The 26,800-nt window shown below is 76.4% G+C and carries 22 protein-coding genes and 1 tRNA gene; 12 read left to right on the plus strand and 11 right to left on the minus strand.

The window, feature by feature from the left end; genetic code table 11:
* Positions 1 to 243 precede the first annotated feature (243 nt).
* Positions 244 to 1,506: an MFS transporter gene (locus HNR08_RS13000; protein ID WP_221286360.1), complete on the minus strand. Its 1,263-nt coding sequence runs from the start codon at positions 1,504 to 1,506 to the stop codon at positions 244 to 246.
* A 101-nt stretch (positions 1,507 to 1,607) separates the two neighbouring features.
* On the opposite strand from HNR08_RS13000, the gene HNR08_RS13005 reads away from it, so the two are divergent.
* A complete protein-coding gene (locus HNR08_RS13005; RefSeq protein ID WP_146840069.1) occupies positions 1,608 to 2,348 on the plus strand; it encodes a ferritin-like fold-containing protein in 741 nt (246 codons plus the stop codon).
* Between the two features lie 74 nt (positions 2,349 to 2,422).
* On the opposite strand, the gene HNR08_RS13010 is transcribed toward HNR08_RS13005, so the two are convergent.
* Together HNR08_RS13010 and HNR08_RS13015 are read right to left on the minus strand one after the other, a co-directional pair.
* The gene (locus tag HNR08_RS13010) at positions 2,423 to 2,647 is read right to left on the minus strand and encodes a DUF3107 domain-containing protein (RefSeq protein WP_146840067.1); all 225 of its coding nucleotides are present in this window, start codon (positions 2,645 to 2,647) and stop codon (positions 2,423 to 2,425) included.
* A gap of 45 nt (positions 2,648 to 2,692) precedes the next feature.
* Positions 2,693 to 3,388 carry a TetR/AcrR family transcriptional regulator gene (locus HNR08_RS13015; protein WP_146840065.1) on the minus strand — a complete coding sequence of 232 codons (696 nt, stop codon included), beginning with the start codon at positions 3,386 to 3,388 and terminating at the stop codon, positions 2,693 to 2,695.
* 89 nt (positions 3,389 to 3,477) lie between these two features.
* Between HNR08_RS13015 and HNR08_RS13020 the strand changes: the two genes are divergently transcribed.
* Both HNR08_RS13020 and HNR08_RS13025 read left to right on the plus strand, forming a co-directional pair.
* Entirely contained in the window at positions 3,478 to 6,801 is a 3,324-nt protein-coding gene (locus HNR08_RS13020) for an ATP-dependent helicase (RefSeq protein ID WP_246803161.1), read from the plus strand.
* Complete coding sequence (locus tag HNR08_RS13025; RefSeq protein WP_183835040.1) at positions 6,798 to 10,211, plus strand: ATP-dependent DNA helicase; 3,414 nt, start codon at positions 6,798 to 6,800, stop codon at positions 10,209 to 10,211. The genes HNR08_RS13020 and HNR08_RS13025 overlap by 4 nt, the downstream gene beginning before the upstream one ends.
* Positions 10,212 to 10,216: 5 nt before the next feature.
* Here HNR08_RS13025 and HNR08_RS13030 read toward each other — a convergent pair whose 3' ends face one another.
* Positions 10,217 to 11,152: a phosphotransferase gene (locus HNR08_RS13030; RefSeq protein ID WP_146840063.1), complete on the minus strand. Its 936-nt coding sequence runs from the start codon at positions 11,150 to 11,152 to the stop codon at positions 10,217 to 10,219.
* 127 nt (positions 11,153 to 11,279) lie between these two features.
* Between HNR08_RS13030 and nudC the strand changes: the two genes are divergently transcribed.
* Complete coding sequence (gene nudC / locus HNR08_RS13035; RefSeq protein WP_146840061.1) at positions 11,280 to 12,350, plus strand: NAD(+) diphosphatase; 1,071 nt, start codon at positions 11,280 to 11,282, stop codon at positions 12,348 to 12,350.
* Positions 12,351 to 12,365: 15 nt separating this feature from the next.
* On the opposite strand, the gene HNR08_RS13040 is transcribed toward nudC, so the two are convergent.
* The gene (locus tag HNR08_RS13040) at positions 12,366 to 12,632 is read right to left on the minus strand and encodes a mycoredoxin (protein WP_146840059.1); all 267 of its coding nucleotides are present in this window, start codon (positions 12,630 to 12,632) and stop codon (positions 12,366 to 12,368) included.
* 113 nt (positions 12,633 to 12,745) lie between these two features.
* On the opposite strand from HNR08_RS13040, the gene HNR08_RS13045 reads away from it, so the two are divergent.
* The 3 genes from HNR08_RS13045 to HNR08_RS13055 all read left to right on the plus strand — a co-directional run bounded on the left by HNR08_RS13045 (position 12,746) and on the right by HNR08_RS13055 (position 15,597).
* Positions 12,746 to 14,776: an ATP-dependent helicase gene (locus HNR08_RS13045; RefSeq protein WP_146840057.1), complete on the plus strand. Its 2,031-nt coding sequence runs from the start codon at positions 12,746 to 12,748 to the stop codon at positions 14,774 to 14,776.
* A 140-nt stretch (positions 14,777 to 14,916) separates the two neighbouring features.
* Positions 14,917 to 15,117, plus strand: a complete 201-nt coding sequence (locus tag HNR08_RS13050) for a hypothetical protein (RefSeq protein ID WP_146840055.1) — start codon at positions 14,917 to 14,919, stop codon at positions 15,115 to 15,117.
* Between the two features lie 132 nt (positions 15,118 to 15,249).
* Complete coding sequence (locus HNR08_RS13055; protein WP_146840053.1) at positions 15,250 to 15,597, plus strand: WhiB family transcriptional regulator; 348 nt, start codon at positions 15,250 to 15,252, stop codon at positions 15,595 to 15,597.
* A gap of 8 nt (positions 15,598 to 15,605) precedes the next feature.
* On the opposite strand, the gene HNR08_RS13060 is transcribed toward HNR08_RS13055, so the two are convergent.
* Both HNR08_RS13060 and HNR08_RS13065 read right to left on the minus strand, forming a co-directional pair.
* Positions 15,606 to 16,595, minus strand: coding sequence for a ThiF family adenylyltransferase (locus HNR08_RS13060; protein WP_146840051.1), 990 nt, complete (start codon positions 16,593 to 16,595; stop codon positions 15,606 to 15,608).
* 85 nt (positions 16,596 to 16,680) lie between these two features.
* Positions 16,681 to 16,839 carry a DUF5679 domain-containing protein gene (locus HNR08_RS13065; protein WP_146840049.1) on the minus strand — a complete coding sequence of 53 codons (159 nt, stop codon included), beginning with the start codon at positions 16,837 to 16,839 and terminating at the stop codon, positions 16,681 to 16,683.
* A gap of 145 nt (positions 16,840 to 16,984) precedes the next feature.
* Between HNR08_RS13065 and HNR08_RS13070 the strand changes: the two genes are divergently transcribed.
* Both HNR08_RS13070 and HNR08_RS13075 read left to right on the plus strand, forming a co-directional pair.
* Positions 16,985 to 17,650 carry a YgjP-like metallopeptidase domain-containing protein gene (locus HNR08_RS13070; protein ID WP_246803160.1) on the plus strand — a complete coding sequence of 222 codons (666 nt, stop codon included), beginning with the start codon at positions 16,985 to 16,987 and terminating at the stop codon, positions 17,648 to 17,650.
* A 177-nt stretch (positions 17,651 to 17,827) separates the two neighbouring features.
* Positions 17,828 to 18,316, plus strand: a complete 489-nt coding sequence (locus HNR08_RS13075; protein ID WP_168430566.1) for a hypothetical protein — start codon at positions 17,828 to 17,830, stop codon at positions 18,314 to 18,316.
* Positions 18,317 to 18,390: 74 nt separating this feature from the next.
* Here HNR08_RS13075 and HNR08_RS13080 read toward each other — a convergent pair whose 3' ends face one another.
* On the minus strand, positions 18,391 to 19,803 hold the full coding sequence (locus HNR08_RS13080) for a zinc-dependent metalloprotease (protein WP_146840045.1): 1,413 nt from the start codon (positions 19,801 to 19,803) through the stop codon (positions 18,391 to 18,393).
* Between the two features lie 116 nt (positions 19,804 to 19,919).
* Between HNR08_RS13080 and HNR08_RS13085 the strand changes: the two genes are divergently transcribed.
* Positions 19,920 to 21,056, plus strand: a complete 1,137-nt coding sequence (locus HNR08_RS13085; protein WP_307724266.1) for a YlbL family protein — start codon at positions 19,920 to 19,922, stop codon at positions 21,054 to 21,056.
* A 28-nt stretch (positions 21,057 to 21,084) separates the two neighbouring features.
* On the opposite strand, the gene HNR08_RS13090 is transcribed toward HNR08_RS13085, so the two are convergent.
* On the minus strand, positions 21,085 to 21,669 hold the full coding sequence (locus HNR08_RS13090) for a PPA1309 family protein (protein ID WP_146840043.1): 585 nt from the start codon (positions 21,667 to 21,669) through the stop codon (positions 21,085 to 21,087).
* A 149-nt stretch (positions 21,670 to 21,818) separates the two neighbouring features.
* Here HNR08_RS13090 and HNR08_RS13095 point away from each other — a divergent pair, with 149 nt between their 5' ends.
* Both HNR08_RS13095 and HNR08_RS13100 read left to right on the plus strand, forming a co-directional pair.
* A complete protein-coding gene (locus tag HNR08_RS13095) occupies positions 21,819 to 24,833 on the plus strand; it encodes a UPF0182 family membrane protein (RefSeq protein ID WP_168430568.1) in 3,015 nt (1,004 codons plus the stop codon).
* 145 nt (positions 24,834 to 24,978) lie between these two features.
* Positions 24,979 to 25,052 (plus strand) — tRNA-Met (locus tag HNR08_RS13100).
* A gap of 442 nt (positions 25,053 to 25,494) precedes the next feature.
* Here HNR08_RS13100 and HNR08_RS13105 read toward each other — a convergent pair.
* Both HNR08_RS13105 and HNR08_RS13110 read right to left on the minus strand, forming a co-directional pair.
* Positions 25,495 to 26,016, minus strand: a complete 522-nt coding sequence (locus HNR08_RS13105) for a hypothetical protein (RefSeq protein WP_146840847.1) — start codon at positions 26,014 to 26,016, stop codon at positions 25,495 to 25,497.
* 80 nt (positions 26,017 to 26,096) lie between these two features.
* Positions 26,097 to 26,624: a DUF305 domain-containing protein gene (locus HNR08_RS13110; protein ID WP_239079071.1), complete on the minus strand. Its 528-nt coding sequence runs from the start codon at positions 26,622 to 26,624 to the stop codon at positions 26,097 to 26,099.
* Between the last annotated feature and the right edge of the window lie 176 nt (positions 26,625 to 26,800).

Raw genomic sequence — 26,800 nt, forward strand, 5'->3', positions numbered from 1 at the left:
ACGCCGCGCTCGGAGCACCGAGGTCGAGACGACCGGGCAACCGATGAACACCTCCCATGATACGCACGCGACCCCTCGGCGACCGGGGAACCGGGCCGCACGGGACGGGAGCCGGGCGCAGCGAGGAACGGATCCACCCCGCACCGGCACGCGGGCGCGCACCGGTGCGGACGGATCCACCGCGCCGGACGGCGGGCGGCGGCGGACCCCGGCGGACTCCCGCGGACCCCCGGGGGCGCCGGGTCAGCGCCCGGCCGCGACCGGCTCCGCGGGCTCCGCCGGCGCGTCCGCGCCAGCCGTCACGGCGCGGACCGCCGCCGCGAGCCGCCGCTGCTGCGTCGCCGCGAGCACGAGCGCCAGGACCGTGGCCGTCACGGTGACCGCGAACGCGGCGGTGTGCCCGGAGACGTCCGCGAGCCGCCCCGCGATGCTCGACCCGAGCGCGTACCCGACGCCGGTCGCCGAGGCCAGTGCGGTCATCGCGGCGCCGGTGCGGCCGGCGGGGACGACCCGCTCGCCCAGGGAGAACACGCCGATCATGTACGGCGCGATCGCGAACCCGAGCACCGCGACGGCCGCTGTCAGCGCGGGCAGCGTGCCGACCAGCAGCAGCGGCCAGGACAGCGCGACCATCGCCGCGGCGGCGACCAGGACGCGCCGCTCCTGCGGGACGCGCGCGGGGATGAACGCGGTCCCGATGCCGGCCGCGGCGCTGCCGACCCCGAGGACGGCGTGGATCAACCCCGCGAGCCCCGGCTGCCCGGCCTGGGTGGCGAGCACGGTGGTGCCGGTCTGGGTGGCGCCGAACAGGATGCCGACCGCGGACTGCGCGACGACCAGCACCGCGAACGCCGGGGTGATCAGGCGGCCGGCGACGCGGGCGTGCGGGCCCGACGCGGTGCGCCGGGCGGTGGGGTGCAGGGCGAACGCCGTCCCGAACACGGCGAGCAGCGCGGCGGCGGTGAGCAGCGCGCCCGCGGGGGACAGGGCGACGGCGACCACGCCCACGAGGGCCGGGCCGATCGCGAACGACGCCTCGTCGACCGCGCCCTCGTAGGAGAACGCGGCGTCGACCAGGCGGCGCTGCTCGATGCCGGTGCCGGCGGTGATCGGCCGCCAGCGCACGCGGGCCAGCGGCCCGACCTGCGGCAGCGCGAGCCCGGTGACGGCGGCGACCGCGACGAGGGCCGCGCCGCCCGCACCGGCGTCCGCGAGCAGGGTCAGGGAGGTCAGCGCGACGGCGCCGGCCAGGGACTGCACGAGGACGACGGGCCGCTGCCCGTACCGGTCGGCCAGCCCGCCGGCGACGGGGGCGCCGATCGCGTTCGCGACGGCGAGGCTCCCGGCGGCGAGCCCGCCGAGGCCGTAGGTGCCGGTCGCCGTGGAGACGAGCAGCAGGGTGCCGAGCTGGGCCATGGCCATGGGCAGCCGGCCGAGGAAGGCGACGAGGACGTAGGCGGGCCCGGCCAGGCGGAACAGGCGGGCGTAGGCGTTCAGGGCGGTCACGAGGGCCTCTCGGGTGCGTCGGTACGACGCGCCTCCCCGCCACCAGGTCGCGTCACAGCCCTCAGCTCCGGCCAGTCTAGCCGCGGCGTTACGCTTCTCGGATGACCGAGGCCGCTCACGGAACCCAGTCGCACGCCCCCGGCCCCGACGCCGCCGACACCGTCGAGCTGCTCGGGCTGGTCGCGCACCTGCAGCACGTCGCGTTCGGCCGGCTCGCCGAGGACGCGCGGGTCGCCCCGACCACCGCGCAGCAGCTCGAGCTCAGCCGGCTCGCCGCCGCGGCCGTGACCCGGCGGGACCGCGTGCTCGCCCGCGTCGTCGAGCTGGGCGGCGACCCCGAGCGCGGCCTGGGCGCGTACGCCCGGCTGCTCGAGGACTTCGACTCCCGCACCCAGCCGAGCACGTGGTGGGAGCGGCTGCTGCGGTCCTACGTGGCCGACGGGGTGTCCGACGACTTCTGCCGGATCGCCGCCGCGGCGGTGGACCCGGAGTCCCGCGTGCTGCTGGAGGAGGTCCTGGACGACGCCGCGCACGCGAACCTCGCGGTCGGCGAGCTCGAGGCGGCCGGCGCGCAGGACGAGGTGCTGGTGTCCCGGCTCGCGCTGTGGGGCCGCCGGCTGGTCGGCGAGGCGCTGGGCGTCGTGCAGCAGGCCATGTCCGCGCACCCGGGCCTGGGCCGGCTGGTGACGCGGCGCGGTGCCGAGGCCGCCGCGCAGGCCGAGTCCCCCGAGCCCGCCGCGGCCGCGGCCGAGGCCGAGGACCTCGCCGCCCCGGCGAAGCTGTTCGGCGAGCTCACCGCGGAGCACACCCGGCGCATGTCCCGGCTCGGTCTCACCGCCTGAGCGGCGCGACCGCCCGCAGGACGACGACGCCCCCGGCACCGTGACGGTGCCGGGGGCGTCGTGCCGCTGGGGGGTCAGATCGCGCCGAAGCCGACCCGGCCCTTCGACTCCGTGCCGATCTCGACGTAGCCGATCGACGCGGACGGCACGACGACGCGCCGGCCCCGGGTGTCGACCAGCTCGAGGACCGGCTTGCCGGTGAGGGCCGCGGTGACGGCGGCGGTGACCTCGTCGGCGGTCTGGTCCGACTCGATCACCAGCTCGCGCGGCAGGTTCTGCACCCCGATCGTGATGTCCACGCTTCGTCGTCTCCTCGCTCGTCCGGTGGCTGCTGCCCCGTCATCCTAGGCCGGGTCGACGTCCTCGGGTCCGGTGCGGGGCTCGCGTTCGCCCTGGGCCGACAGGCCGGGCACGAAGTCCGCCACGCCGCCCCACGCGAGGCGGGCCACCAGGGCGGCCGTCTCGCGGGCGGACGCCTGGTCGGGCGCGCGCAGCCGGCTCGTGGCCGCGGCCTGCGCCATCGCGGCGACGGTCGGCGCGAGGACCCCGGCGGTCGCGGCGGGGACCCCGGCGACGTCGGTGAGGACGGCCCGGAGCCGGTGGGTGACCGCGTCGGTGGCGCGCTCGACGCGGGCCCGGACCTCGAGGTCGTGCCGCACGTCCGACTCGAACAGCAGGGCGGACGACTCGCCCGCGCGGTCGACGAAGTCGAGGTAGGCGCGCACCACGCCGGTGACGATGGCGCGCGCGTCGTGCGGCCGGACCTCGCCCGGCGGGTGCGCGGCGACCGCGGCGTCGACGGCGGACAGCAGCTCGTCGCCGCGGGCGTCGACGACGGTGAGGTAGAGGTCGAGCTTCGACGGGAAGTGCCGGTAGAGCACCGGCTTGCTGACCTCGGCGCGGTCGGCGATGTCGTCCATCGAGACGTGGTGGAAGCCCTCGGACGTGAACAGCTCCTGCGCGATCCTCAGGACCTGGGCGCGACGCAGCGCGCGGGGCATGCGCACCGGGCGTCCGCGGCCGGTCGGGGGCTGGTCCATCGGGCGATGATAGCCAGCGCCGGACGGCCTCCCGGGGCGCGTCCGCGGACCGTCCGCGGCGTGTGGGTGGCGTGTGATGGGATCGGGCCGTGACCGCGATCCCGACCGCCCCGCCGAGCGGCGCCGGCCTGCGCCTGGTGCGGCCCGCGCTCGCCGACGTGCCCGCGCCGGTGCGCCTCGGGGCGGACCAGCGCGCGGTGGTGGACCGCCTGCTCACGGGCGCCGACCGGGCGCTGCTCGTGGTCGGTGCGGCGGGCACGGGCAAGACGCTGCTGGCGGTCGAGGCGGTGGCGGCGGCGCTCGGCGCGGACGACGACGGGCTGTTCCCGGACCCCGGCCGCCCGGCGCCGGACGAGGTGCTGGTCCTGGCCGCCGGCCGGCGCGCCGCCGCGGACCTGCGGGACCGGATCGGCTCGCGCGTGCGCCGCACGACGGGCCAGGCGATGGTCCGCACGGCGGCGTCGGCGGCGTTCGCCGTGCTGCGCGCCCGCGCGGCGCTGCTCGGCGAGCCCGCGCCCACGCTGATCTCCGGCCCGGAGCAGGACCTCGCGCTGGCCGAGCTGCTGGCCGGGCACGCGGCGGGCGAGGGCGTGCCGCTGCGCTGGCCGGCGGGCGTGCCGGAGGAGGCGCTGACGCTGCGGGCGTTCCGCGGCGAGCTGCGCGACCTGCTCATGCGCGCCGCCGAGCGCGGCGTCGGCCCGGACGAGCTCGCGCTGCTCGGGGAGCGGCACGGGCGGCCCGAGTGGGAGGCCGCCGCGGCCCTGTACCGCGAGTACCTGGACGTCACGACCCTGCGGACGGGCACCCCGGACGCCGGCGCCCGGCACGACCCGGCCGTCGTGGTCGAGGAGGCCGCCGAGGCGCTGCGCGCGTGGGAGGACGAGCTGCCCGGGCGGCCCCGGCCCCGGTGGCGGCTGGTGGTGGTGGACGACTACCAGGAGGCGACCGAGGCGACCGCCCGGCTGCTGCGGGTGCTCCAGGACGACGGTGCGCGCCTGCTGCTGCTCGCCGACCCGGACTCCGCGGTGCAGACGTTCCGCGGGGCGACGCCGGCGCTCGTCGGGCGGGCGGACGTCGGCGGCGACGGCCCGGGCGAGCTCGGGGCCGCCCGGCTGGTGCTGGACGGGGTCCGGCGGCACGGGCCCGCGCTGCGCGCCGTGACGGCGCGGGTGGCGGAGCGGGTCGCCGTCGTCGGCGGCGCGGCGCACCGTCGGGCGCTGCCGGTCGCGCGGGCGGCGGGTGCGGACGCGGACCAGGCGGCGGGCGGGGCCGGGGTGGCGGCCGCGGCCGGGGGCCCGGGGGGCGAGGTCCGGGCCGCCGTGCTCCCGAGCCCCGCGCAGGAGGCCGCCTGGGTCGCGCACGCCCTGCGCCGCGCGCACCTGGAGGACGGCGTCCCGTGGGCGGAGATGGCCGTCGTCGCCCGCGCGGGCTCGCAGGTCACCGCGCTGCGCCGGGCGCTGGGCGCCGCGTCGGTGCCGGTCGCCGTGGTCGGCAGCGACGTCCCGCTGCGCGACGAGCCCGCCGTCCGGCCGCTGCTGGACGCGCTGCGCTGCGCGCTCGGCCCGGAGGCGGGTGGGGCCGCGCTGGACGCCGAGCTCGCGGCGCGGCTGTGCTGCTCGCCCCTGGGCGGGCTGGACGCGGTGGGCCTGCGCCGGCTGCGCCGGGCCCTGCGCGCCGAGGAGGTGGGCGGGGGCGGCGGCCGCCCGAGCGACGCGCTGCTGGTCGAGGTGCTCGCCGACCCGTCGCGGGGCGCGCCGCTGCCGCCGACCGTGCGCCGCCCCGTGGTCCGGCTCGCCACCGTGCTGGCGGCCGGGCGGGACGCCGCGGCCGCGCCGGGGGCGGACGCGCAGACCGTGCTCTGGGCGCTGTGGGACGCCTCGGGGCTGGCGGAGCCGTGGCGCCGCGCGGCGCTCGCGGGCGGGCCCGGGGGCGCCCGGGCGGACCGGGACCTCGACGCCGTGCTCGCCCTGTTCCGCGCGGCGGAGACCTTCGTCGACCGGATGCCGCAGGCGCGGGCCGCCGCGTTCCTCGAGTGGGTCGAGGCGCAGGAGCTGCCGTCCGACACGATCGCCGCGCGGGCCCGCCGGGACGCCGTGGCGGTCCTCACCCCCGCGGGCGCGGCGGGCCGGGAGTGGGACGTCGTCGCGGTCGCCGGCGTGCAGGAGGGCGTGTGGCCGGACCTGCGGCTGCGCGACTCGCTGCTCGGGTCGCAGGCGCTGGTGGACGTGCTCGCGGGCCGCGGCGGCGAGGAGACCCAGGCGGCCGCCGCCCGCGCCGCGGTGCTCGCCGACGAGCTGCGGTCGTTCCACGTCGCGGTGTCCCGCGCCCGCCGGCTGCTGCTGGTCACCGCCGTCTCGGACGAGGACGACCAGCCGTCGCCGTTCCTCGACCTCGTGGAGCCGAGCGACGCCGACGACGACCCCCGCCGCACCGTGGCGCCCGCGCCGCTGGACCTGCGCGGGCTGGTGGCCCGGCTGCGCGCCCGGCTGGAGGAGTCGGCCCGGGACGGCGCGCCCGACGCCGGGACCGCCGCAGTGCTCGCCCGCCTGGCCGACGTGGGCGTGCCGGGGGCCGACCCGGCGGAGTGGCACGGCCTCGCGGACCCCTCCAGCGACGCCCCGCTGTACCCGGAGGGCCAGCGGGTCCCCGTGTCGCCGTCCCGCGTGGAGACCGCCGGCACCTGCACCCTGCGCTGGGCGCTGGAGGCCGCGGGCGGCACCGCGCCGAGCAGCGCGAAGCAGTCGCTCGGCACGATGCTGCACGCCCTCGCCCAGGAGCACCCCCGCGGCGGCCGCGAGGAGATGCTCGCCGACCTCGACCGCCGCTGGCCGGAGCTCGGGCTCGGCACCGGCTGGCCGGCCACGCTGGAGCGCCGGCGCGCCGAGGCGATGGTGGGCCGGCTCGCCGGCTACCTCGCGTCCGCGGGGGAGCCGCTCGCGGTCGAGGCGCGGTTCGAGCTGGCCCTGGACCGCGCGCTGGTGCGCGGCAGCCTGGACCGGGTCGAGCGGGCGCCGGACGACGGCGCCGAGGGGACCCCGGTCCGGGTCGTCGACCTCAAGACCGGCCGCAGCGCCCCGTCGGCCCAGGACGCCGAGGTCAACCCGCAGCTCGGGGCCTACCAGCTCGCCGTCGACGCGGGCGCGGTCGAGGGGCTGCCGCCCGGCACCCGGAGCGCGGGCGCCCAGCTCGTGTACGTCTCGGACGTCAACAAGGCCAAGGCCGCGGTGCGGGAGCAGCCCGCGCTCGGCCCCGACACCCCGCAGGACCCGTCGTGGGCCCGCGCCCACATCGAGGAGGTGGCCGAGCGGATGGCCGCGTCGTCCTTCGCCGCGACCGCCAACGCGCTGTGCGAGCGCTGCCCGGTGCGCCGGTCGTGCCCGCTGCGCGACGAGGGCGGGCAGGTGGTCGAGTGACCGCGCCGACCGCCACGGCCGCCACCGCCGCCGCCCGCACGGACGCCCCGGTGCTGTCCGCCCACGACATCGCCGGGCTGCTGCGCCGCCCGCTGCCCACCGACGAGCAGGTCGCCGTCATCGAGTCCCCGCTGCGGCCGGCGCTCGTCGTGGCGGGCGCCGGCTCGGGCAAGACCGAGACGATGGCCGCCCGCGTCGTCTGGCTGCTCGCGAACGGGCTCGTCGCGCCCGAGGAGGTGCTGGGCCTCACCTTCACGCGCAAGGCGGCCGGCGAGCTCGCCGAGCGCGTCCGCCGCCGGCTGCGGCACCTCGCCCGCGCGGCGGCCGCCGAGGGCATCCACCTGCCGGGTCTGTCCGCGGCCGAGGACGGCGGGACCGCGCTGCTCACGGTCGCCCGGCCGACGATCTCGACGTACAACGCGTACGCCGCCTCCCTGGTGTCCGACCACGGCCTGCGCCTCGGCGTGGAGCCGGCGGCCCGGCTGCTCGGCGAGGCCGCGCAGTGGCAGCTCGCCAGCGAGGTGGTCGAGTCCTGGACCGCCGACCTCGAGTCCGCCGCCGCGGTGTCCACGGTGGTCGAGGCGGTCCTCACGCTGTCGGGCGCCCTGGACGAGCACCTGATCACCCCGGACGACGCGCGCCGGGGCATCGACGACATCGTCGACGGCATCGAGGCGACGCCCCCGGGGACGCCGCCGCGCGCGCCGTACGCCAAGGTGCGCGACCTCGTCGCCTCGCTGCGCGAGCGGCAGCGGATGCTCGACCTCGTCGGCGCGTACCGGGAGCGCAAGCGGGCGGCGGACGCCCTCGACTTCGGTGACCAGGTCGCCGTGGCGGCGCGGCTGGCCCGGGACGTCCCGGAGGTCGCGGCGGGGGAGCGGGCCCGGTTCCGGGTGGTGCTGCTCGACGAGTACCAGGACACCTCCTACGCCCAGCTCGTGCTGCTGTCCGCCCTGTTCGGCGGCGGGCACCCCGTCACGGCCGTCGGCGACCCGCACCAGTCGATCTACGGCTGGCGCGGCGCGAGCGCGGGCGGCCTGGAGCGGTTCCCGACGGACTTCCCCGACGTCGCCGAGGACGGCGACCGGCGGCCCGCCGCCGTCTACGCGCTGTCCACGTCGTGGCGCAACGACGTCGCCGTGCTCGACGCCGCCAACCACGTCGCGGCGCCCCTGCGCCGGCCCGAGCGGGCCCGCGTCGCGCTGCCCACCCTGGACGCCCGGCCGGGCGCGGGCCCGGGGGACGTCGTCGCCCACCTCGCCCCGACGCTGGAGGAGGAGGCGCAGGCCGTCGCCGAGTTCGTGGCGGCGCGCTGGCGGCCCGAGGGCGGGCGCGGGGTGCTGCCCGGGCCGGCGGGCGCGCCGGCGCCGGACGGGGCGCGGGTCTCCGCCGCGGTGCTGTGCCGCAAGCGTGCCCAGTTCCCCGTGCTGCACCGCGCGCTGCGCGCCGCCGGGCTGCCGGTCGAGGTCGTCGGTCTGGGCGGCCTGCTCGCCACCCCGGAGGTCGTGGACGTCGTCGCGCTGCTCCAGGCCGCGCACGACCCGTCGCGCGGGGACGCCCTCATGCGGCTGCTCACGGGCGCCCGGACCCGGCTCGGCGCGGCGGACCTGCACGCGCTCGCCGACTGGTCCGCGCACCTGGCCCGCGGGCTGGACCCGCGCGCCAGGGCGGCGCAGGCCGCCGACGGCGAGCCCGTCGTCGCGGACGTGGTCGACGAGCGCAGCATCGTGGACGCGGTGGACGCGCCGCCCCCCGCCGGGTGGACCAGCCCCGCCGGCCGCGCGCTGACGCCCGCCGGCCTGGCCCGGGTCGCCCAGCTCGGGGACGTGCTGCGCGCCGTCCGGCAGCACACCTACCTGTCGCTCCCGGAGCTCGTCGCGCACGCCGAGCGGCTGTGGGGCCTGGACATCGAGGTCGCCGCCCGCCCCGGGGTCGCCCCGGGCCGCGCCCGCGCGCACCTCGACGCGTTCCGCGAGGTGGCGGTCCGGTACTCCGACGCGACCGACGACCCCAGCCTCGGCGGGTTCCTCGCCTGGCTGGAGTCGGCCGACGCGCACGAGCACGGGCTGGACATGCCGGTCGCGGAGCCCGACCCCGACGCGGTGCAGCTCATCACGGTGCACGCCGCGAAGGGCCTGGAGTGGGACGTCGTCGCGGTCGCCGGCCTGGTCGACGGCGGCCTGCCCGCGACGCGCACCCAGGGCAAGGACGGCCCGACGGACTCCGCGTGGACGACCGGCCTCGGGGAGCTGCCGTACCCGCTGCGCGGCGACCGCGCGGACCTGCCCGAGCTCGCGTACGCCGGCGCCGCGGACCCCAAGGACCTCGAGGAGCGGCGCCAGCGGTTCCTGCGGGACGCCGGCGACCACCAGGTCGCCGAGGAGCGGCGGCTCGCGTACGTCGCGTTCACCCGGGCCCGCGCGGCGCTGCTGCTCACCGGCGCGTGGTGGGGGGACGGGAGCCGGCCGCGGCCGCCGTCGCTGTTCCTCACGGAGGTCGTGGAGGCGGGCCTCGCCCGGGTCGCCGGCTGGGCCGCGCTGCCCGACGACGGCACCGAGAACCCGCGGACCCAGGAGCAGGCGTCGGCCGTCTGGCCCGCCGACCCGTTCGCCGGCGCGGGGGACGGCGCGGCCACCCGCCGCCCCGCCGTCGAGGCCGCCGCGGCCGCCGTCCGGGCCGCGCGAGACGCCGGGCACGCCGGGGACGCCGCGCCGGCCCGCACGCCGTGGGACCGCACCGTCGAGCTGCTGCTCGCCGAGCGGGACGCCGAGGCCCGGCCGCGCCCCGAGGTCGAGCTGCCCGCGCACCTGTCCGCCTCCGCGGTGGTCCGGCTCGCGGCCGACCGCGCCGAGTTCGCCCGCGCGCTGCGCCGCCCGGTCCCGAACCGCCCGTCCCCGCAGGCCCGCCGGGGCACGCAGTTCCACGCCTGGGTCGAGGGGTTCTTCGGGGCGCCCGCCCTGGTGGACCTCGACGACCTGCCCGGGGCGGACGACGACTCCGTCGCGGTGGACGCCGACGAGGCCGCGCTGCGCGCCGCGTTCCTCGCGACGCCCTGGGCCGCCCTGGAGCCGGTCGCCGTCGAGGTGGACGTCGAGACGACGGTCGGCGGCTACGTGCTGCGCTCCCGGATCGACGCGGTGTTCCCCGACCCGGACCGGCCCGGCGAGCCCGGCGCGGTCGTCGTCGTGGACTGGAAGACCGGCGCCCCGCCGCGGGACCCCGCGGACGTCGCCGTGCGGGAGCTGCAGCTCGCGGTGTACCGGCTGGCGTGGTCCCGGTGGACGGGCACCCCGCTGGACCGGGTGAGCGCGGCGTTCTGCTACGTGGGGGCCGGCCGGACGGTCCGGCCGGAGCGGCTGCTGACGGCGCCGGAGATCGAGCGGCTGCTGCTCGCCGCGACGGCGGACTGACCCGCTCAGACCGACGCGGCGCCCGGCTCCGCGACGTCCCGGGTCTGCTCGTCGAGCTCGTCGAGCATCTGCACCGCGTCGGCGACGACGTCGTCGTCCCCGGACCGCACCCCGTAGAGCAGCCAGCGGGCGAGCGCGAGCTCCCCGGCGAGCAGCGCCCGGTCGGCCAGGTGCGGGTCCGTGAGCTCCGTGCGGCGCAGCTGGTACGCCTCCATGATCGAGTCCACCGCGTCCTGCGGCGCCGCGACCAGCAGCCACGCGAGGTCGTCGGCGGGGTCGGCGACCTTGGCCTCGCCCCACGCGACCACGCCGGTGACGCCGCCGTCGGCGACCAGCACGTGGTCCGCGGACAGGTCGCCGTGCACCACTGTCGGGCTGAACCGCCACAGCGAGACGTCCTCGAGGCGCTCCTCCCAGCGGCGCAGCAGCGTCGCGGGCACCCGGCCGGTGCGCGCGGCCTCGTCGACCTCGGCCTGGCGGCGCTGGCGGTACGCGGCGGCGTCGTACACCGGCAGGCCCGCGTCCTCGACCAGCGCGACAGGCAGCTCGTGCAGGGCGCCGATCGCGCGGCCCAGGGCGGCGGCCGTGCCGGGACCGGGCTGCAGCCGGTCCAGGACCACCGGGCGCCCCGGCAGCTCGCGGTGCACGACCACCCGGCCGCCCTCCTCGAGCGGGGCGGCGCCCGCGACGCGCGGCACGTCGAACGGCAGCTTGCCGGCATCCACCTGCTCCGCGACCGCGGCGAGCAGCACGAGCTCGGCCTCGAGGGCGGCGCCCGCGGCGGCGCTGCGCGGGGCGCGCACCACCCAGTGCCGGCGCTGCCCGTCGGTCACCAGGGCGACGTCGTCGTCCCCCGCGCTCGACCCGGGGCGCACCTCGCGGGCGTCGAAGCCGGGGACGGCGACGGTCGCGAGGGCGGCGAGGGCCAGGGGTGAACGCACCGTCCCAGGGTAGGACCCGGACCCGCCGCCGGTCGTCCGCGGCGCACCGGTGGGCGTGTCCCGAGGTCCGCCGACCGCGGGCCGGGCGCCGACTGCGACGCCGCCGCGCGGCGCGTACGGTGGCGACGTGTTCGCCTCCGACCTCCCTCTGTCGCGGACGGTCACGGACCGGGCCGCGGACCTCCGCGGCGACGAGGACCTGCTGGCCGCGCTGCTCGACGACGCCTCGACCCGGGTGCTGCTGGTCTCCGGCGGCCGGGTCGTCACCCGCGCCCGGGGCCGCCGCCGGGCGCTCGCGCTGTACCCGCCGCAGGAGGCCGCGCTGCGCGCCCCGACCGGGTCCCTGGCGGAGCGGTGGGCGTTCCTCGGCTACGACGACGCCGACCGCATCCCGGGCGTCGCCCCGGGGGAGACGCGCCCGGAGGGCCCGGCGTACCTGGCGCACCACGTGCCGGAGGGGGCCTCCGTCGCGCTGCCCGCGGGCGACGCGTGGACGCCGCTGCGCGAGGTCGGCGCCGAGCTGTCCGCGCGGGACGCCGGCCTGGCGACCGCGGCGGTCGCGCTCTACGAGTGGCACGTCCGGCACCCGCGCTGCCCGCGCTGCGGCGCGGTCACCTACACGGTGTCCAGCGGCTGGGTGCGCCGCTGCGTCGCCGACGGCACCGACCACTACCCGCGGACGGACCCGGCGGTGATCATGGCGGTCGTCGACGACGACGACCGCCTGCTGCTCGCGAACTCCGCCGCCTGGCCGACGCACCGGTTCTCGACGCTGGCGGGGTTCGTGGAGCCCGGGGAGTCGGTGGAGCACGCCATCCGGCGCGAGGTCCGCGAGGAGTCCGCGGTCGTCGTCGGCGAGGTCGAGTACCGGGGCAGCCAGCCGTGGCCGTTCCCGGCGTCGCTCATGCTCGGCTTCCGCGCCCGTGCGCTGTCCACCGACATCACCGTCGACGGCGAGGAGCTCCGCGCGGCGCGCTGGTTCGACCGGGACACGCTGCGCGCGGAGGTCGCCGCGGGCGCGGTCGTGCTGCCGCCCGGGACGTCGATCGCGCGGGCGCTCATCGAGGACTGGTTCGGCGGGCCGCTGCCCAGCGACCCGCTGCGCGACGGCTGGAGCCGGGGCGCGGTCCCGGCCGAGGGCGGCTCGGCGGCGCCGGCGCCCGGTGTGCCCGGGGCCGGGCCGCTCGGCACGCGCTGACGGCCGGCCCCGGGCTCAGGCCCCGAGGCGCTCGCGGACCTGCACCAGCGACGGGTTCGTGGCCGCGGAGCCGTCCGGGAACAGCACGGTCGGGACGGTCTGGTTGCCGCCGTTGACCTGCTCGACGAACGCCGCGGCGTCCGGCTGCTGCTCGATGTCGACCTCGGTGTACCCGATGCCCGCGGAGTCGAGCTGCGTCTTGAGCCGGCGGCAGTAGCCGCACCAGGTGGTCGAGTACATCGTCACGGTGCCCGCGGCGGGCAGGTCCTGCGTGGTGGTCATCGTCTGCCTTCGAGGTCGGTCGGTCGTGCCACCCGGTGAACGCCCCGGGCCCCCCGCATCTTCCCGGACGCGACAGGCGGGCGTGTCGGCGGAGGGTGCGAGGATCGGGGGCGATGCCTGCCGACGACCTCCTCGACGCCCTCGACCCCGACCAGCGCGAGGTCGCGCGCGCCCTGAGCGGCCCGGTGTGCGTGCTGGCCGGCGCGGGCACCGGCAAGACCCGGGCCATCACCCACCGCATCGCCTACGGGGTGCGCACCGGCGCGTACGCCCCGACGAGCGTGCTCGCCGTGACGTTCACCGCCCGCGCGGCCGGGGAGATGCGCACCCGCCTGCGCGACCTCGGGGTGGCCGGCGTGCAGGCGCGGACGTTCCACGCGGCGGCCCTGCGGCAGCTCCGGTACTTCTGGCCGCGCGTCGTGGGCGGGCCGGTGCCCACGCTGATGGCGCAGAAGGCGCCGGTCGTCGCGGACGCCTGCCACCGGCTCGGCCTGTCCGTCGACCGGGTGTCCGTGCGCGACCTGGCGTCCGAGATCGAGTGGGCGAAGGTCTCCCGGATCACCGCCGAGGACTACGTCCGGGCCGCCGCGGCCGCCGACCGCCCCGCGCCCGCCGGGCACGACCACCAGGCGGTCGCGCGGCTCATCACGGCGTACGAGGACGCCAAGGACGCGCGCGGCGTCATGGACATGGAGGACATCCTCTGGCTGCTCGCCGGGATGCTGGTGGAGAACGGCGCGGTCGCCGACGAGGTCCGCCGCCAGTACCGCCGGTTCGTCGTCGACGAGTACCAGGACATCTCCCCGCTGCAGAAGTTCCTGCTCGACCAGTGGCTGGGCGGCCGGGACGAGCTGTGCGTCGTCGGCGACCCGAGCCAGACCATCTACTCGTTCGCCGGCGCGACGCCGCACTACCTCACCCGGTTCACCGCCGAGCACCCGGGCGCGCAGGTCGTCCGGCTCGTCCGGGACTACCGGTCCACGCCCCAGGTCGTCGGGCTCGCGAACGAGGTGCTGCGCCGCGCCCCGAAGGACCGGTCGGCGCGCTGGGAGCCGCTCGAGCTGGTCGCGCAGCGCCCGTCGGCGGGTCCGGTGCGGTTCGCCGTGTACGACGACGACGAGGCCGAGGCCGCGGGCGTCGCCACCCGCATCGGCCGGCTGGTCGCCGCGGGCACCCGGCCGAGCGAGATCGCCGTGCTGTACCGCACCAACGCCCAGTCCGAGGCGTTCGAGCAGGCGCTGGCCGGCGTCGGCATCGGCTACGTGCTCCGCGGCGGCGAGCGGTTCTTCGCGCGGCAGGAGGTGCGCGACGCGATCGTCCGGCTGCGCGGCGCCGCGGTCGCCGCCGACCCGGACACCCCCATGCCGGAGACGGTGCGCGACGCGCTGCAGTCCGCCGGGTGGAGCGAGGAGCCCCCGGCCGCCCGCGGGGCCGCGCGCGAGCGCTGGGACACCCTGACGGCGCTCGTCGCGCTCGCGGACGACCTCGCCGCGTCCGCGGAGCGCCAGGGCACCCGGGCGACCGTCACGGACCTGGTCGCGGACCTCGACGAGCGCGCCGCCGCCCAGCACGCGCCGACCGTCGAGGGCGTCACCCTCGCGTCGCTGCACGCCGCCAAGGGCCTGGAGTGGGACGCGGTGTTCCTGGCCGGGCTGTCGGAGGGCCTGGTCCCCTGGTCGTCGGCCGACACCGCCGCCGACCTCGCGGAGGAGCGCCGGCTGCTCTACGTGGGCATCACCCGCGCCCGGCAGCACCTCGAGCTGTCGTTCGCGCGCTCCCGGACCCCCGGTGGACGGGCGACCCGGCGGCGCTCGCGGTTCCTCGACGGGCTGTGGCCGCAGGAGGGGCGCGCCCGGTTCGGCGACGCGGCCCGCGCCGCCCGGTCGGTGCCGCGCCTGACCGGGGAGGTCGACGCCGAGCTGCTGGCCGCGCTGCACGCGTGGCGGGCGGACCTCGCGAAGCGGACGTCGAAGCCCAGCTACACGGTGCTCGGGGACGCCACGCTCGCGGCGATCGCCGAGCTGCGTCCGGCCGGCGTGCCGGAGCTCGCCCGGGTCCAGGGGATCGGGCCCGCGAAGATCGACCGCTACGGGCCGGAGCTGCTGGCGATCGTGGCGGGCCGGCGCCCGGCGGACGCGGGCTGAGCGCCTCGCGAAACTGCTCGGAAGTTTCTTCGTTTATTCGGTTGTGCGGCCCGCCCGGGCCCCTCTACGGTGAACGAGTCCTGATGGAGGGCCGCGCTGTGCAAGCAGCGGGGCCGGTGATCGAGAGGAGGTGTGGTGCTGTGAAGACGATGACGAACGAGTTCGGCGTCGGCGCGATCGCGCTGCCGTACCAGGCACCCACCTCCCACACGTCCCAGGGGATCGGTGTGTCCGCTTTCGGTACGGGCTTCCGTCCCGCCACCGGCGGCGCCGCTCTCCGGCTGCGTGCGCGCGATCTCTCGGTCGCCACCGACTCCCCTCCTGGAGGACCGGTCATCTGAGTCGATGACCAGCCGCCCAGGCCGTGGAGTCCACCGGATTCCACGGCCTTCGTCTTTCTCCGACACGGGGAGGGCGCAGGTGCACGGGATCCACCGTCACCTCGCTCAACCCGCAAGTCATCAGGAGGAATCGTGCGGCTCACGACGCTGCTCGACACGGTCAACCAGGGTGGATCCGGTCCCTGGCCGCCCGCCTCGGCGCCCGCCGTCTCCGACGTGGAGTTCGACGCCCTCGTCGCCGGCCTCATCCCGTGCCGCACAGGCGACCCGGAGCTCTGGTTCGCCGAGCGCACCGCCGAGGTCGAGCGGGCCAAGGCACTCTGCCGCACCTGCCCGCTGCTCGAGGGCTGCCTCGCCGGCGCGGTCGAGCGGCAGGAGCCCTGGGGCGTGTGGGGCGGCGAGGTGTTCGTCGGCGGCCAGGTCGTCGCCGTCAAGCGCGGCCGCGGCCGTCCCCGCAAGGACGCCAGCCCGGCCGCCTGACCGCCGTGTCACGCCGGGAGGGCGGCGCACCCGCAGTCGGGGTGCGCCGCCCACCGGCGCACCCGGGGCTCGACCCCGGGCAGGGGGATCTCGTACTGCGCCCCGAGCGTGCGGGGCGCACCGCCGTCGACGTGCGCGAGCACCTCGGCGGCCGCCAGCCCGGCCGCGACGGCGGCGAGCGCCGCGGGCGGGCCCGCCACCGGGCGCCGCCGCCCGGTGAGCTGCGCGAGCACGGCCGGCCACGCGGGGTCGGCCTCCGTGCGGTGCAGGTCCACGCACCGCAGGCACGGGCGGCCGTCGCCGTCGCCCTCGGCGCCCGGCAGCACGAACGGGCCGACCAGCGCGTCGGCCTCCCGCAGCACCACGGGCAGGTGCGGCGCGCCGGCCGCGAGCAGGTCCAGGGCCGTGCCGGGGTCGGTGACGTCCGCGGACACCAGGACCGTGACGTCCGCCGCCGCCTGCCCCGGCCGCCGCACCCGCACGTGCGGGGCGGTCCGGGCCAGCAGGTCGCCGACCGCCCGGACGCGCGGCCGCCCGACGTCCGCCGGGGCGAGCCCCGCCGCGAGGTCGCCGGCCCGGACCGTCCCCTGGTCGTCGAGCACGAGGGTGCCGACGCCCGCGGCCGCGAGCGCGGCGGCCAGGGTCGCGCCCGTGCGGCCCAGCCCGGCCACGGCGACCGTCGCACGCTCCCGGCGCCGCAGCAGGGCCGGCCCGTCCCCGTCCCCGGAGGTCAGCGCGTAGGCGCGCGCCTCGGGCACGAGGTCGGGCCGCACGCGCGCCGCACGGGCCCGGCGCGGGCGGACCACCCCCGTCGCCGCGAGCCGGTCCAGCGCTGCCGGCGGCAGCCACGCGTCGAGGGCGCGGTCGCCCAGGTCCACGAGGCGCTCGCACTGCTCGGCGGTCAGGCCGCGGACGCGCACCGCCCAGCGGCGGTCGGTGCCGATCTGCACCTCGCCCGGACCGCGCCGCACCACGCGCACACCCTGCTGGAGCTGCACGGCGTCCCACCCCCGTCCCGTCGGTCACCACCACCGTGGCACGCCGGAGGGGGGCGGAGGCCGTCGTCCACAGGACGGGTTCTGCTCAGGCCTTGCCGAGGATCCGGTTGAGCTTGGTCCCGCACACCGGGCAGATCGCCTTGGCCATGCGCCGCCCGGACTCGGACACGACGACCTCGCCCTCGGCCTGGCGCTTCTCCTTGCACTTCACGCAGTAGAACTCGCCGGCGTAGGTCTCGGCCATGTCTGTCTCCTCGTCGCGTGGTGGCGCGCCGGCTCCCGGCGCCCGGCCCAGTATCCACGCCGTGACAGGCGCCCGGAGGGCGTTTGCCCGCACGTCGCGGGCCAGGTCGCCGGGATCCGGCCCCGGAGCGGCTACGGTGCTGGTCGTGCAGCCGTCGAGGGAGCACGACCCGGCGCCGGGAGCCCCGGCGCGCTCGGCCGTGCCCGCGACGCCCGCGGCCGCCGAGCCCCGCGACGACGCCTGGGCCGCCGACCCCCGGCTCGGCCCGGTCGAGGTCCGCCGGTCCCGCCGCCGCTCCCGCACCGTCACCGCGTACCGCGAGGGCGGCCGGACCATCGTCGCCATCCCCGCCCGGTTCACCCGCGCGCAGGAGCGCGAGTGGGTCCGCCGGATGCTCGACCGGCTCGCCACGCAGGAGCAGCGCCGGCGGCCGTCCGACGACCAGCTCGTCCGCCGCGCCGCGGAGCTGTCCAGCCGGTACCTCGGCGGGCGCGCGGTGCCGTCGAGCGTGCGGTGGTCCGGCAACCAGGGCCGGCGCTGGGGGTCGTGCTCCGTCGGCGACGGCAGCATCCGGATCTCCGACCGCCTGCGCGGCATGCCGTCCTGGGTGACCGACTACGTGCTGCTGCACGAGCTGACCCACCTGCTGCACGCCGGGCACGGGCCGGAGTTCTGGGCCGAGCTGGAGGCGTACCCGCGCACCGAGCGGGCGCGCGGGTTCCTGGAGGGGTACGCCTTCGCGGAGCGGGAGCCGGGGGACCCGGTGGACGGCGAGGGGGCCGAGGCGGAGCCGGCGGCCGAGGCGGACTGACGGGGGAGAGCGCTCGGCGCAGCGGGTGCGAAGCGATCTCCTCAAGCGTTCAGCAGACGCGCAGGCGACGGGGGCGATAGCCTGTTGGTTCAGCCGCATTCCATCATGCTCTTTTTGAGAGGAATGCTCGTGTCAATCCGAATGGTTGCTGCCGTCCTTGCGACGGCGACTTTCCTGGTGCTGGGTCCGGCCGTCGCGCAGGCGGCGGACGTCCCCGACCAGGCACTTGCCGTCGACGTCATGACGGCCGAGGGAGAGAGCGGCGTGGACGCCATCGTCCGCCACCGACTCGCTGCCCTCGTGGACTCCCAGTCGACGGTGGAGATCGCCGAGGCCGTCGAGAGCGGCGGGGGTGCCGTGCTCATGGACGAGAACGGCGAGGTCATCGCGGCGCTGGACGAGGCCGGGCTTCCCGCCCGGGCGAGAGCGATCAGCTGGTTGTCGCCCGGGTGTGCCGTCGGTTCGGCGTGCGTGACCGCCGGCTCCATGAACCTGGGCTTTACGGGCACGGGGGTGAAGTCCCACACGATGAGCTCCGTGACGAAGTTCTACGCCGGAGACAAGACGACCGTGCTGTGGAAGGGTGCGAACTACTGGGCCGGGGCGCCGGGGAAGACGGTGTACCTGACGAAGGCCACGTCGATGGACTCGATCTCGCGGAGTTGAGCGGCTTTTCGCGGCAGCACGGCGGCCCGGAGGATTCTGTCGACCGGGCCGCCACGTGCTGGCGACGGTGGGAGCTACTCCCGGCCGCCCGGGGTCTGAGGGGCCTCCGGCGGGGTGTCGCCGAGGATCTCCGCGAGCGCGCGGTCCAGGTCGGCGTGCTCGCCCTCGGCCGCGGTGCGGCGCCCGGCGTACCCGGCCGGGTCGTCCAGGTCCTCGGCGGTGGGCAGCAGGTCCGGGTGGTCCCAGACGGCGTCGCGCGCCTCGGGCCCCTGCTCGCGGGCGATCCGCGACCACAGCGCGGCGGCGTCCCGGGAGCGCCGGGGCCGCAGCTCCAGGCCGACCAGCGTGGCGAACGTCTGCTCCGCGGGGCCGCCGGCCGCGCGGCGTCGCCGGATCATCTCGCGCAGCGCGACGCTGTGCGGCAGGTGCGGGAGCGCGGCGGTCGCGACGACCTCGTCCACCCAGCCCTCGACGAGCGCGAGCGCCGTCTCCAGGCGCCCGAGCACGGCCTGCTGCTCGGGCGTGGTCTGCGGCGCGAACACCCCGGAGGACAGGGCGCCCTGGAGGGCGGTCGGGTCGGTGGGGTCGATCGACCGCACCGCGTCCTCGAGGCTCTCGAGGTCGATCCGGATGCCGCGGGCGTAGGCGTCGACGGCGCCGAGCAGGTGCCCGCGCAGCCACGTCACGTGCGTGAACAGGCGGGCGTGCGCGGCCTCGCGCAGCGCGACGAACAGCCGGACCTCCTCCAGCGGCACGTCCAGGCCCTCGGCGAACGCGGCGACGTTCCCGGGCACCAGTGCGGTGGCGGGGTCGGCGACGAGCGGCAGGCCGACGTCGGTCAGGCCGAACACCTCGCGGGACAGCGAGCCGGCCGCCTGACCGACCTGCATGCCGAACACGAGGGCGCCGAGCTGGCGCATCATCGCCGCCGGGTCCACCGCCCCGCCGCCCAGGCCGGGCGGCAGGCCCATGCCCTCGGGCAGCTGGTCGGCGAGCGTCGTGGCGAGCGCGGTGGACAGGGACGTGGCGACCGGCTCGGTCAGCGTCCGCCACGTCGGCAGCGTCTGCTCGACCCACTCGGAGCGGGACAGCGCGCGCACGTGGCCGCCGGCCGGGGGCAGGTCGGTCGCGGCGTCCAGCCACAGCTCCGCGACGCCGAGCGCCTCGGTGGCCTGCCGCGCCTCCGCGGGGCTGAGGCTCGGGTCGCCACCCGTCACCGCGACCTGCCGGGCCATGTCGTGCGCGACGTCCCAGTTCACCGGGCCGTCCCCGCTGCCGGCGAGCATGCGCTGCACCTGCCCCATCACCTGGTTCATCATCGCGGGGTCCTCGGGCAGCCCCGAGGCCCGCGCCATCTCCGCCGGGTCGAGGCCCTGCTCGCGCATCTGCCGGATCGCCTCGTCGGCACCGGGGCCGAACATCTGGCGCAGCATGTCCTCCCAGGCCGATCCGCCGGACGGCTCGGGCTGGCGCTGGTCGTCGGTCATCGCGGGGCCTCCCGGGGCTGGTGGTGGTCCACCGTAACCACGCCCGACCTGAGCCGTGACCCCGCGGGGGCGGGGGTTCGCTGAGGGCGCACGGGTCGGTGCGGCATGATCGTCCGGTGCACGCCGAGCCCGACCTCCCCCCGGACCCGTTCGCCGCGCCCGAGGAAGAGCCCGAGGAGCAGCCCGCGCCGGTGACCCGGCGCGCCGTCGTCCTGTCCGCGAGCATGCTGCTGACCGCCGTGCTGCTGGTCGTGCTGCTGCTGATGCCGGTGCCGTACGCGGTGAACTCGCCCGGCCCGACGCTGGACACCCTCGGCTCGCACGACGACCAGCAGCTCATCACGATCGAGGGCGCCGAGACGTACGCCTCCACGGGGGAGCTGCGGCTGACCACGGTGTCCACCACCGGCGGCCCCGGCTACCCGTCGAGCGTGCTCGGGGTGCTGGCCGGCTGGGTCAGCGGCTCGCGCCTGGTGCTGCCGGTCGAGAACGTCTTCCCGCAGGACGCCACGCAGGAGCAGCTCGACCAGCAGAACGAGGCCCAGATGACGTCCTCGCAGGAGAACGCCACCGTCGCCGCGCTGGAGGAGCTCGGGTACACCGTCCCGGTCACGCTCACCGTGCACGACGCGGTCGAGGGCAGCGGGGCGGAGGGCGTCGTCGAGCCCGGCGACGTGCTGGTCGCCTTCGACGGCACGCCGCTGACGTCCTACGGGCAGCTCATCGACCTGCTGGACGCGACCGAGCCGGGCAGCACGGTGACCCTCGGGGTGCAGCGCGACGGCGCCGCCACCGACCTCGAGGTGGTCACCGCGGCGCGCGAGGACGGCGACGGAAGCCAGCTCGGCGTCTACATCGACCCGACGTTCGACCCGCCGGTGGACGTCACCATCCAGATCGACCGGATCGGCGGCTCGAGCGCGGGCACCATGTTCGCGCTCGGGATCATCGACAAGATGACGCCCGAGGACGAGGCGGACGGCGAGGTCATCGCGGGCACGGGGACGATGGACCTCAACGGCGCCGTGGGGCCCATCGGCGGCATCCGGCAGAAGATGGCCGGCGCGCTGCGCGACGGGGCGACCTGGTTCCTGGCCCCGGCGGACAACTGCGACGAGGTCGTCGGGCACGTGCCGGACGGGCTGGACGTCGTCAAGGTGTCGACGCTGCACGAGGCGCGGGAGGCCGTCGAGGCCATCGGCGCGGGCGAGACCGGCGACCTGCCGACCTGCACGGCGGCCGACGCGGGCTGAGGCGGGCTGAGGTCGCCTTCCGCCGGGCTCAGGCGAACGTCGCGCGCAGCGCCTCGACCAGGCCCGGCACCACGTCCGGCCCCTGACCGACGGCGTCGTCCCGGTCGGCCGCGCGCTGGCGCACCGCGCACCAGGAGGTGCCGTCGCGGAGCACGCCGACCGCGAGCCGCACGTCCTGCCGCTGCGGGTGCGCGAGCAGGGCGGTCAGCGCGGCGTCGGGGTCCTCGGGCAGGCCCTCCTCGGCCTCGGGCGGCAGCACGATGCGCTCGACGGTGAGCGCGGCGCCGTGCACGCCCTCGGGCCAGGCGATCGCGCCGAGCAGGCCCTCCAGGTCGTCGCTCGGGGGCAGGCCCTCCTGCTCGACCGAGGTCAGGTGCTCGGGGTCGGCCGCCGCCACGGCGAGCACCTCGGGCGGCAGCTGGCCGGCGAGGGCGGGCTCGGCGTCCAGCGCGGCCTGCGTGCGGACCAGCGCGAACACCCGCACGGGACCGTCCCAGCCGCCGGTCGCGACGTGCCGCTCGATCTCGGCGACGGCCTCCGCGAGCGCGCGCTGCGCGGGGCTGACGGGCGGCTGGTCGGCGGAGGTGTCCGGGGTGCTGCTCACGGTGGCCATCCTCGCATCTCGATCCGGCCCGGGGACGAGCGCAGGGGCACCGCCGGCGTGTGGGAACCTGGGTGCCACCTGGCGCGTTGTGCCCAGCGTGCGCCGGGTGTGCCCGGCGCGTGCACGCGTGACCCCCCGACTGCGAGGACCTCGAGGCCGTGACCTTCGCCAACCCGCCCGCCCGACCGCCCCGGGGGCCGCGCGCGCCCCGGCCGCCCCGAGGAGCGGGCCGACGCCGCCCGAGCCCGATCGCGATCACCGTCATCGTGCTCGCGCTCGTCGTGATCGCGGTGCTCGTCCTCGCCCAGGTGTGGACCGAGGTCCTGTGGTTCGACCAGCTCGGCTTCTCGCAGGTGCTGTGGACCCAGTGGCTGACCCGCGGCGCCCTGTTCGTCATCGGCTTCCTCGTCATGGGCGGCGCCGTGTTCGCCAGCCTGGCCGTGGGGTACCGCAGCCGGCCGGTGTACGCGCCGTCGAACCAGGAGCAGATCAGCCTCGACTCCTACCGCGAGGCCATCGAGCCGCTGCGCCGGGTCGTGCTGGTCGCCGGGCCCGCCGTGCTCGGCCTGTTCGCCGGCATCGCGGCTTCCCAGCAGTGGAGCACCGTGCAGCTCTGGATGCACAGCACCGAGGTCGGCCGGACCGACCCGCAGTGGAACCTGGACCTGTCGTTCTACATGTTCGAGCTGCCGGGTCTGCGGTTCGTGGTCAGCTTCCTCATGGCGGTCACGGTGCTCGCCGGCATCGCGGGCATCGCGACGCAGTACCTGTACGGCGGCTTCCGGGTCGGCGGCTCGAGCGCGACGCCGCGGATGACGAAGGCCGCGCGGGTGCACCTGTCGGTCATCGCCGCCGTCCTCATGGTGCTCATCGCCGCGAACTACTTCCTGGACCGGTACTCGATCCTCACGCGGGAGGGCGACCGGTTCGAGGGCGCCTCGTACACCGACGTGCACGCGGTCATCCCGTCGAAGAGCATCCTGGCGATCGTCGCCCTGCTCGTGGCGATCATGTTCATCGTCACCGCGGTGCGCGGCACGTGGCGCATCCCGGCGATCGGCGTGGGGCTCATGGTGGTCGGCGCGGTCGTCATCGGCGGCATCTACCCGGCCGTCGTGCAGCGGTTCCAGGTGAACCCGAACCAGCAGGACGCCGAGGCGCCGTTCATCCAGCGCAACATCGACGCGACCCTCGCGGCGTACGACCTCGAGGACGTCGAGATCAGCGACTACAACGCGAGCGTCACGGCCGAGTCGGGTGCCCTGCGCGAGGACGCCGAGACCACCGCCTCGATCCGCCTGCTCGACCCGCAGGTCGTGTCGGACTCCTTCCGGCAGCTCGAGCAGATCCGCGGCTTCTACTCGTTCCCCGACACGCTGTCCGTCGACCGGTACGAGATCGACGGCGAGAGCCGCGACACCGTCATCGCGGTGCGCGAGGTCGACCTCGAGGGCCTCGACGTGCAGCGGCGCAACTGGACCAACGACGTCACCGTCTACACGCACGGCTTCGGCGTCGTCGCCGCCTACGGCAACACCACCACCTCGACCGGCGCACCCGAGTTCTGGGAGGGCGGCATCCCGTCCACCGGCGAGATGGGGGAGTACGAGCCCCGGATCTACTTCGGCCAGTCGTCGCCGACCTACTCGATCGTCGGCGCGCCCGAGGGCTCGCAGTGGGAGCTCGACTACCCGGACGACGAGTCGGGCGGCGCGGTGAACACCGCGTTCCCGACCGGCGAGATCTCGGCGGGCCCGGAGATCGGGTCGCTGTGGAACAAGCTGCTCTACTCGATCAAGTTCGGCTCCGAGCAGATCCTGTTCTCCGAGCGCGTCAACGAGCAGTCGCAGATCCTCTACGACCGGGACCCGGTCGAGCGGGTCCAGAAGGTCGCGCCGTACCTGACGCTCGACGGGCGCGTGTACCCCGCGGTCGTCGACGGCCGGGTCAAGTGGATCGTCGACGGCTACACCACGTCGAACCAGTACCCGTACGCCGCCGCGCAGTCCCTCGAGGAGGCGACGGTCGACTCGCTGACCCAGTCCTCCGCCACGATCGAGGCGCTGCAGCCGGAGACCGTGAACTACATCCGCAACTCGGTGAAGGCCACCGTCGACGCCTACGACGGCAGCGTGACCCTGTACGCCTGGGACGCCGAGGACCCGGTCCTGCAGTCCTGGAGCAAGGTGTTCGACACCTCGCTCGAGCCGGTGTCGTCGATCAGCTCCGAGCTGATGAACCACATCCGGTACCCGGAGGACCTGTTCAAGGTGCAGCGCACCCTGCTGGGGACCTACCACGTGACCGACCCGGGCCAGTTCTTCTCCGGCAACGACGCGTGGCGGACCCCGAACGACCCGACCGCCGGTGACGCGAACGTCGCGCAGCCGCCGTACTACCTGACCCTGGAGATGCCCGGGCAGGACGCGGCGTCGTTCTCGCTGCAGTCGACGTTCGTGCCCGCAGGCGCGAACGCCCGCGACGTGCTCACCGGGTACGTGGCGGTCGACGCCGAGGCCGGGGCCACCGCCGGGAAGCCCGCCGAGGGCTACGGCAAGATCCGGCTGCTGGAGCTGCCCCGCGACTCCACGGTCCCGGGCCCGAACCAGATGAACAACAACTTCACCTCGAACCCCGAGGTGTCGCAGCAGCTCAACCTGCTCCGGCAGGGCGACTCCGAGGTCATCCAGGGCAACCTGCTGACGCTGCCCGTCGGCGGCGGCCTGCTGTACGTGCAGCCCGTCTACGTGCAGGCGGCGACCGGGACCCAGTTCCCGCTGCTGCAGCGCGTGCTCGTCGCATTCGGCGACCAGATCGGCTTCGCGAGCACCCTCGACGAGGCGCTCGACCAGGTGTTCGGCGGCGACGACGGCACCGAGGCGGGCGACGCGGGCAACGACCTGACGCCGCCGGACACCGGGGACGACACCGCGGTGCCCGGCGACGACACCGAGACCCCGGCGCCGACGCCCCAGCCGACCGACCCCGGCGCGACCGCCGACGCCCAGACCCGCCTGACCCAGGCGCTCGAGGACATGAACCAGGCGATCCTCGACGGGCAGCAGGCGCTCGCGGACGGCGACTTCGCCGCCTACGGCGAGGCGCAGGACCGGCTCAGCGCGGCGCTCGACGCCGCGGTGGCCGCGGACAACGAGCTCAACGCCGGGGGCTGACGCCGGCGCGGGGTCCGCACGACGGCGGGCCGGTCCCCTTGCGGGGCCGGCCCGCCGTCGCGTCCGGCGTCCGGCCGCTGTGACCGAGGGCACGGGGGCTCGATTTGGACTGGGCGTCACGCTGGCGTAACGTAGTGATCACCGACGCGGGGTGGAGCAGCTCGGTAGCTCGCTGGGCTCATAACCCAGAGGTCGCAGGTTCAAATCCTGCCCCCGCTACTCAGGAAGCAGCACGTCAGAGGCCCTTCCGATCGAGAGATCGGGAGGGCCTCTGGCGTTGCGGTAAGCACTTGGTCAGCAGCGGAGACCGGCGAACGCGGGCGGACGCTCGCGGGCGGCGGCGGAAGATCCGCCGCTGTGCAGGGCGGCGATCGGGCAGCAGTGCGACCGATTCGTCGACATGTCGACCGTTCCCGTCAGCTGGCCCGGCCGTCCCCAGTTGCGTCAAGGTGCGCCCTCCAGGCCGGTTCGGCTGGTGTCGTCGCTGCCATCCACGGCGTCGACGCGCGCAAGGAGCTCGCGCAATTCGCCCAGCCTGATCGAGGGGCTTCAACCGTCGCTTGACGGCAGCCGCTCGACGTCGTCATCGCCGTCGAGGCGGAGCGCCCTCGTAGGGTCCAGACGGCGGGACGAGCCCAACCTCACCTCAGCGGCGGTGCAACTACGCCATGGAGATGGCGGGTGCCTCCGCAGAGGCAGCTGGGGAGCGGCGGACCGGAGTTGCGGTCGTGACACCAATCGGGTGAGCGGCGACTTCGGCGTACAGCCGAGCGGTGGCTCCGGTGATGGTGTCAGGGGCGTGGACGATGCGGCGTTCCAGGCGGGCTTCGGCGAGGTCGGGCCGTTCACTCACCAGATCTCGTGGCAACGTCAGAGCCGGCATCAGCAGGAGGCCCGTCCGCGCGAGTCGGTCGAACGTCGTTCCCTCGTGAACGGCGATGTCGGCCATGACCTGCACGGCGCCGTTGAGAACGGCGGCGACGTGCCGCTCAGACGGGGCGAACGGCGCTGACGTCTGACGGTGCTCGATCGGGGCGAGATCCCGCAGCAGGCGGGCGGCCGCTCCGGCGTCGTCGCGGATGCTCGTCGCCGGGGGCTCGAGGATCGCGAACTCCGACAGGGCGTGGTGGAGGCGCTGCCAGGCGCGCGCGTGCTGGACGAGTGCGCCGGCTCCCCAGTTCACGCCTCACCGTCGTCGCCAACCTATACCCCTGGGGGGTATGGTCGAGAACTACCGGCTGAAGTCCGATATTCCCGATCAGTTCAGGGGCTCGGGCAGGAGCGCAGCGCGGTGCCGGGGAAGTCGGGGACGGGGCGCGCGTCGGCCTCAGCCGCCGTCGCCGCGATGCCGTTGCGCTGGATGTCCTCGATGAGCCAGTCCATCTCGGCGATCTCGCGCTGCTGGGCCTCGATGATCTCGACGGCGAGCTCGCACACCCGCACGTCCTCGATCTGCGCGCGCTCGGAGCGGGTGATCGCGAGGGAGTGGTGGGGGATCATCGCGCGCATGAAGGCGGTGTCACCCACCGTGACCTGGCTGCGGTCGAGGGCTACGCCGCCGGCGAGAAGCAAGACGCTGACGACGACAACGGCGATGTTCGCCTTGGCGTTCTTGTACATGTTCAGCATCCAGCCGAGCATGATCAGGCCCATCGTGCCGCCCATGGTGATGGCCATGAAGACGCGGCTCTGGCTGAAGCGCACGTGGCTCCACTCCCACGAGCCGACGAACATGACCCAGTACATGACCACCATGGCCGTGAGGATCATGGCCGCGAATCGGAGGTACATGCCTTTCATCGGATGACCCTGCCCGCCGCCGTGCTCCTCACCACCGTGATGGGCGCCGCCATCGTGCTGGTCCGTCGAACCGCCCTCGTGCTCACGCTGTGTCGGCATCGTCTAGTCCTCCTCGTCTCGCTGTGTCACCTGCCGGTGTACTTCACCGGCTCGCGCGCGGCTGGGGG

Origin of the sequence: Cellulomonas hominis, from assembly GCF_014201095.1 — a bacterium.
Lineage (GTDB): Bacteria > Actinomycetota > Actinomycetes > Actinomycetales > Cellulomonadaceae > Cellulomonas > Cellulomonas hominis.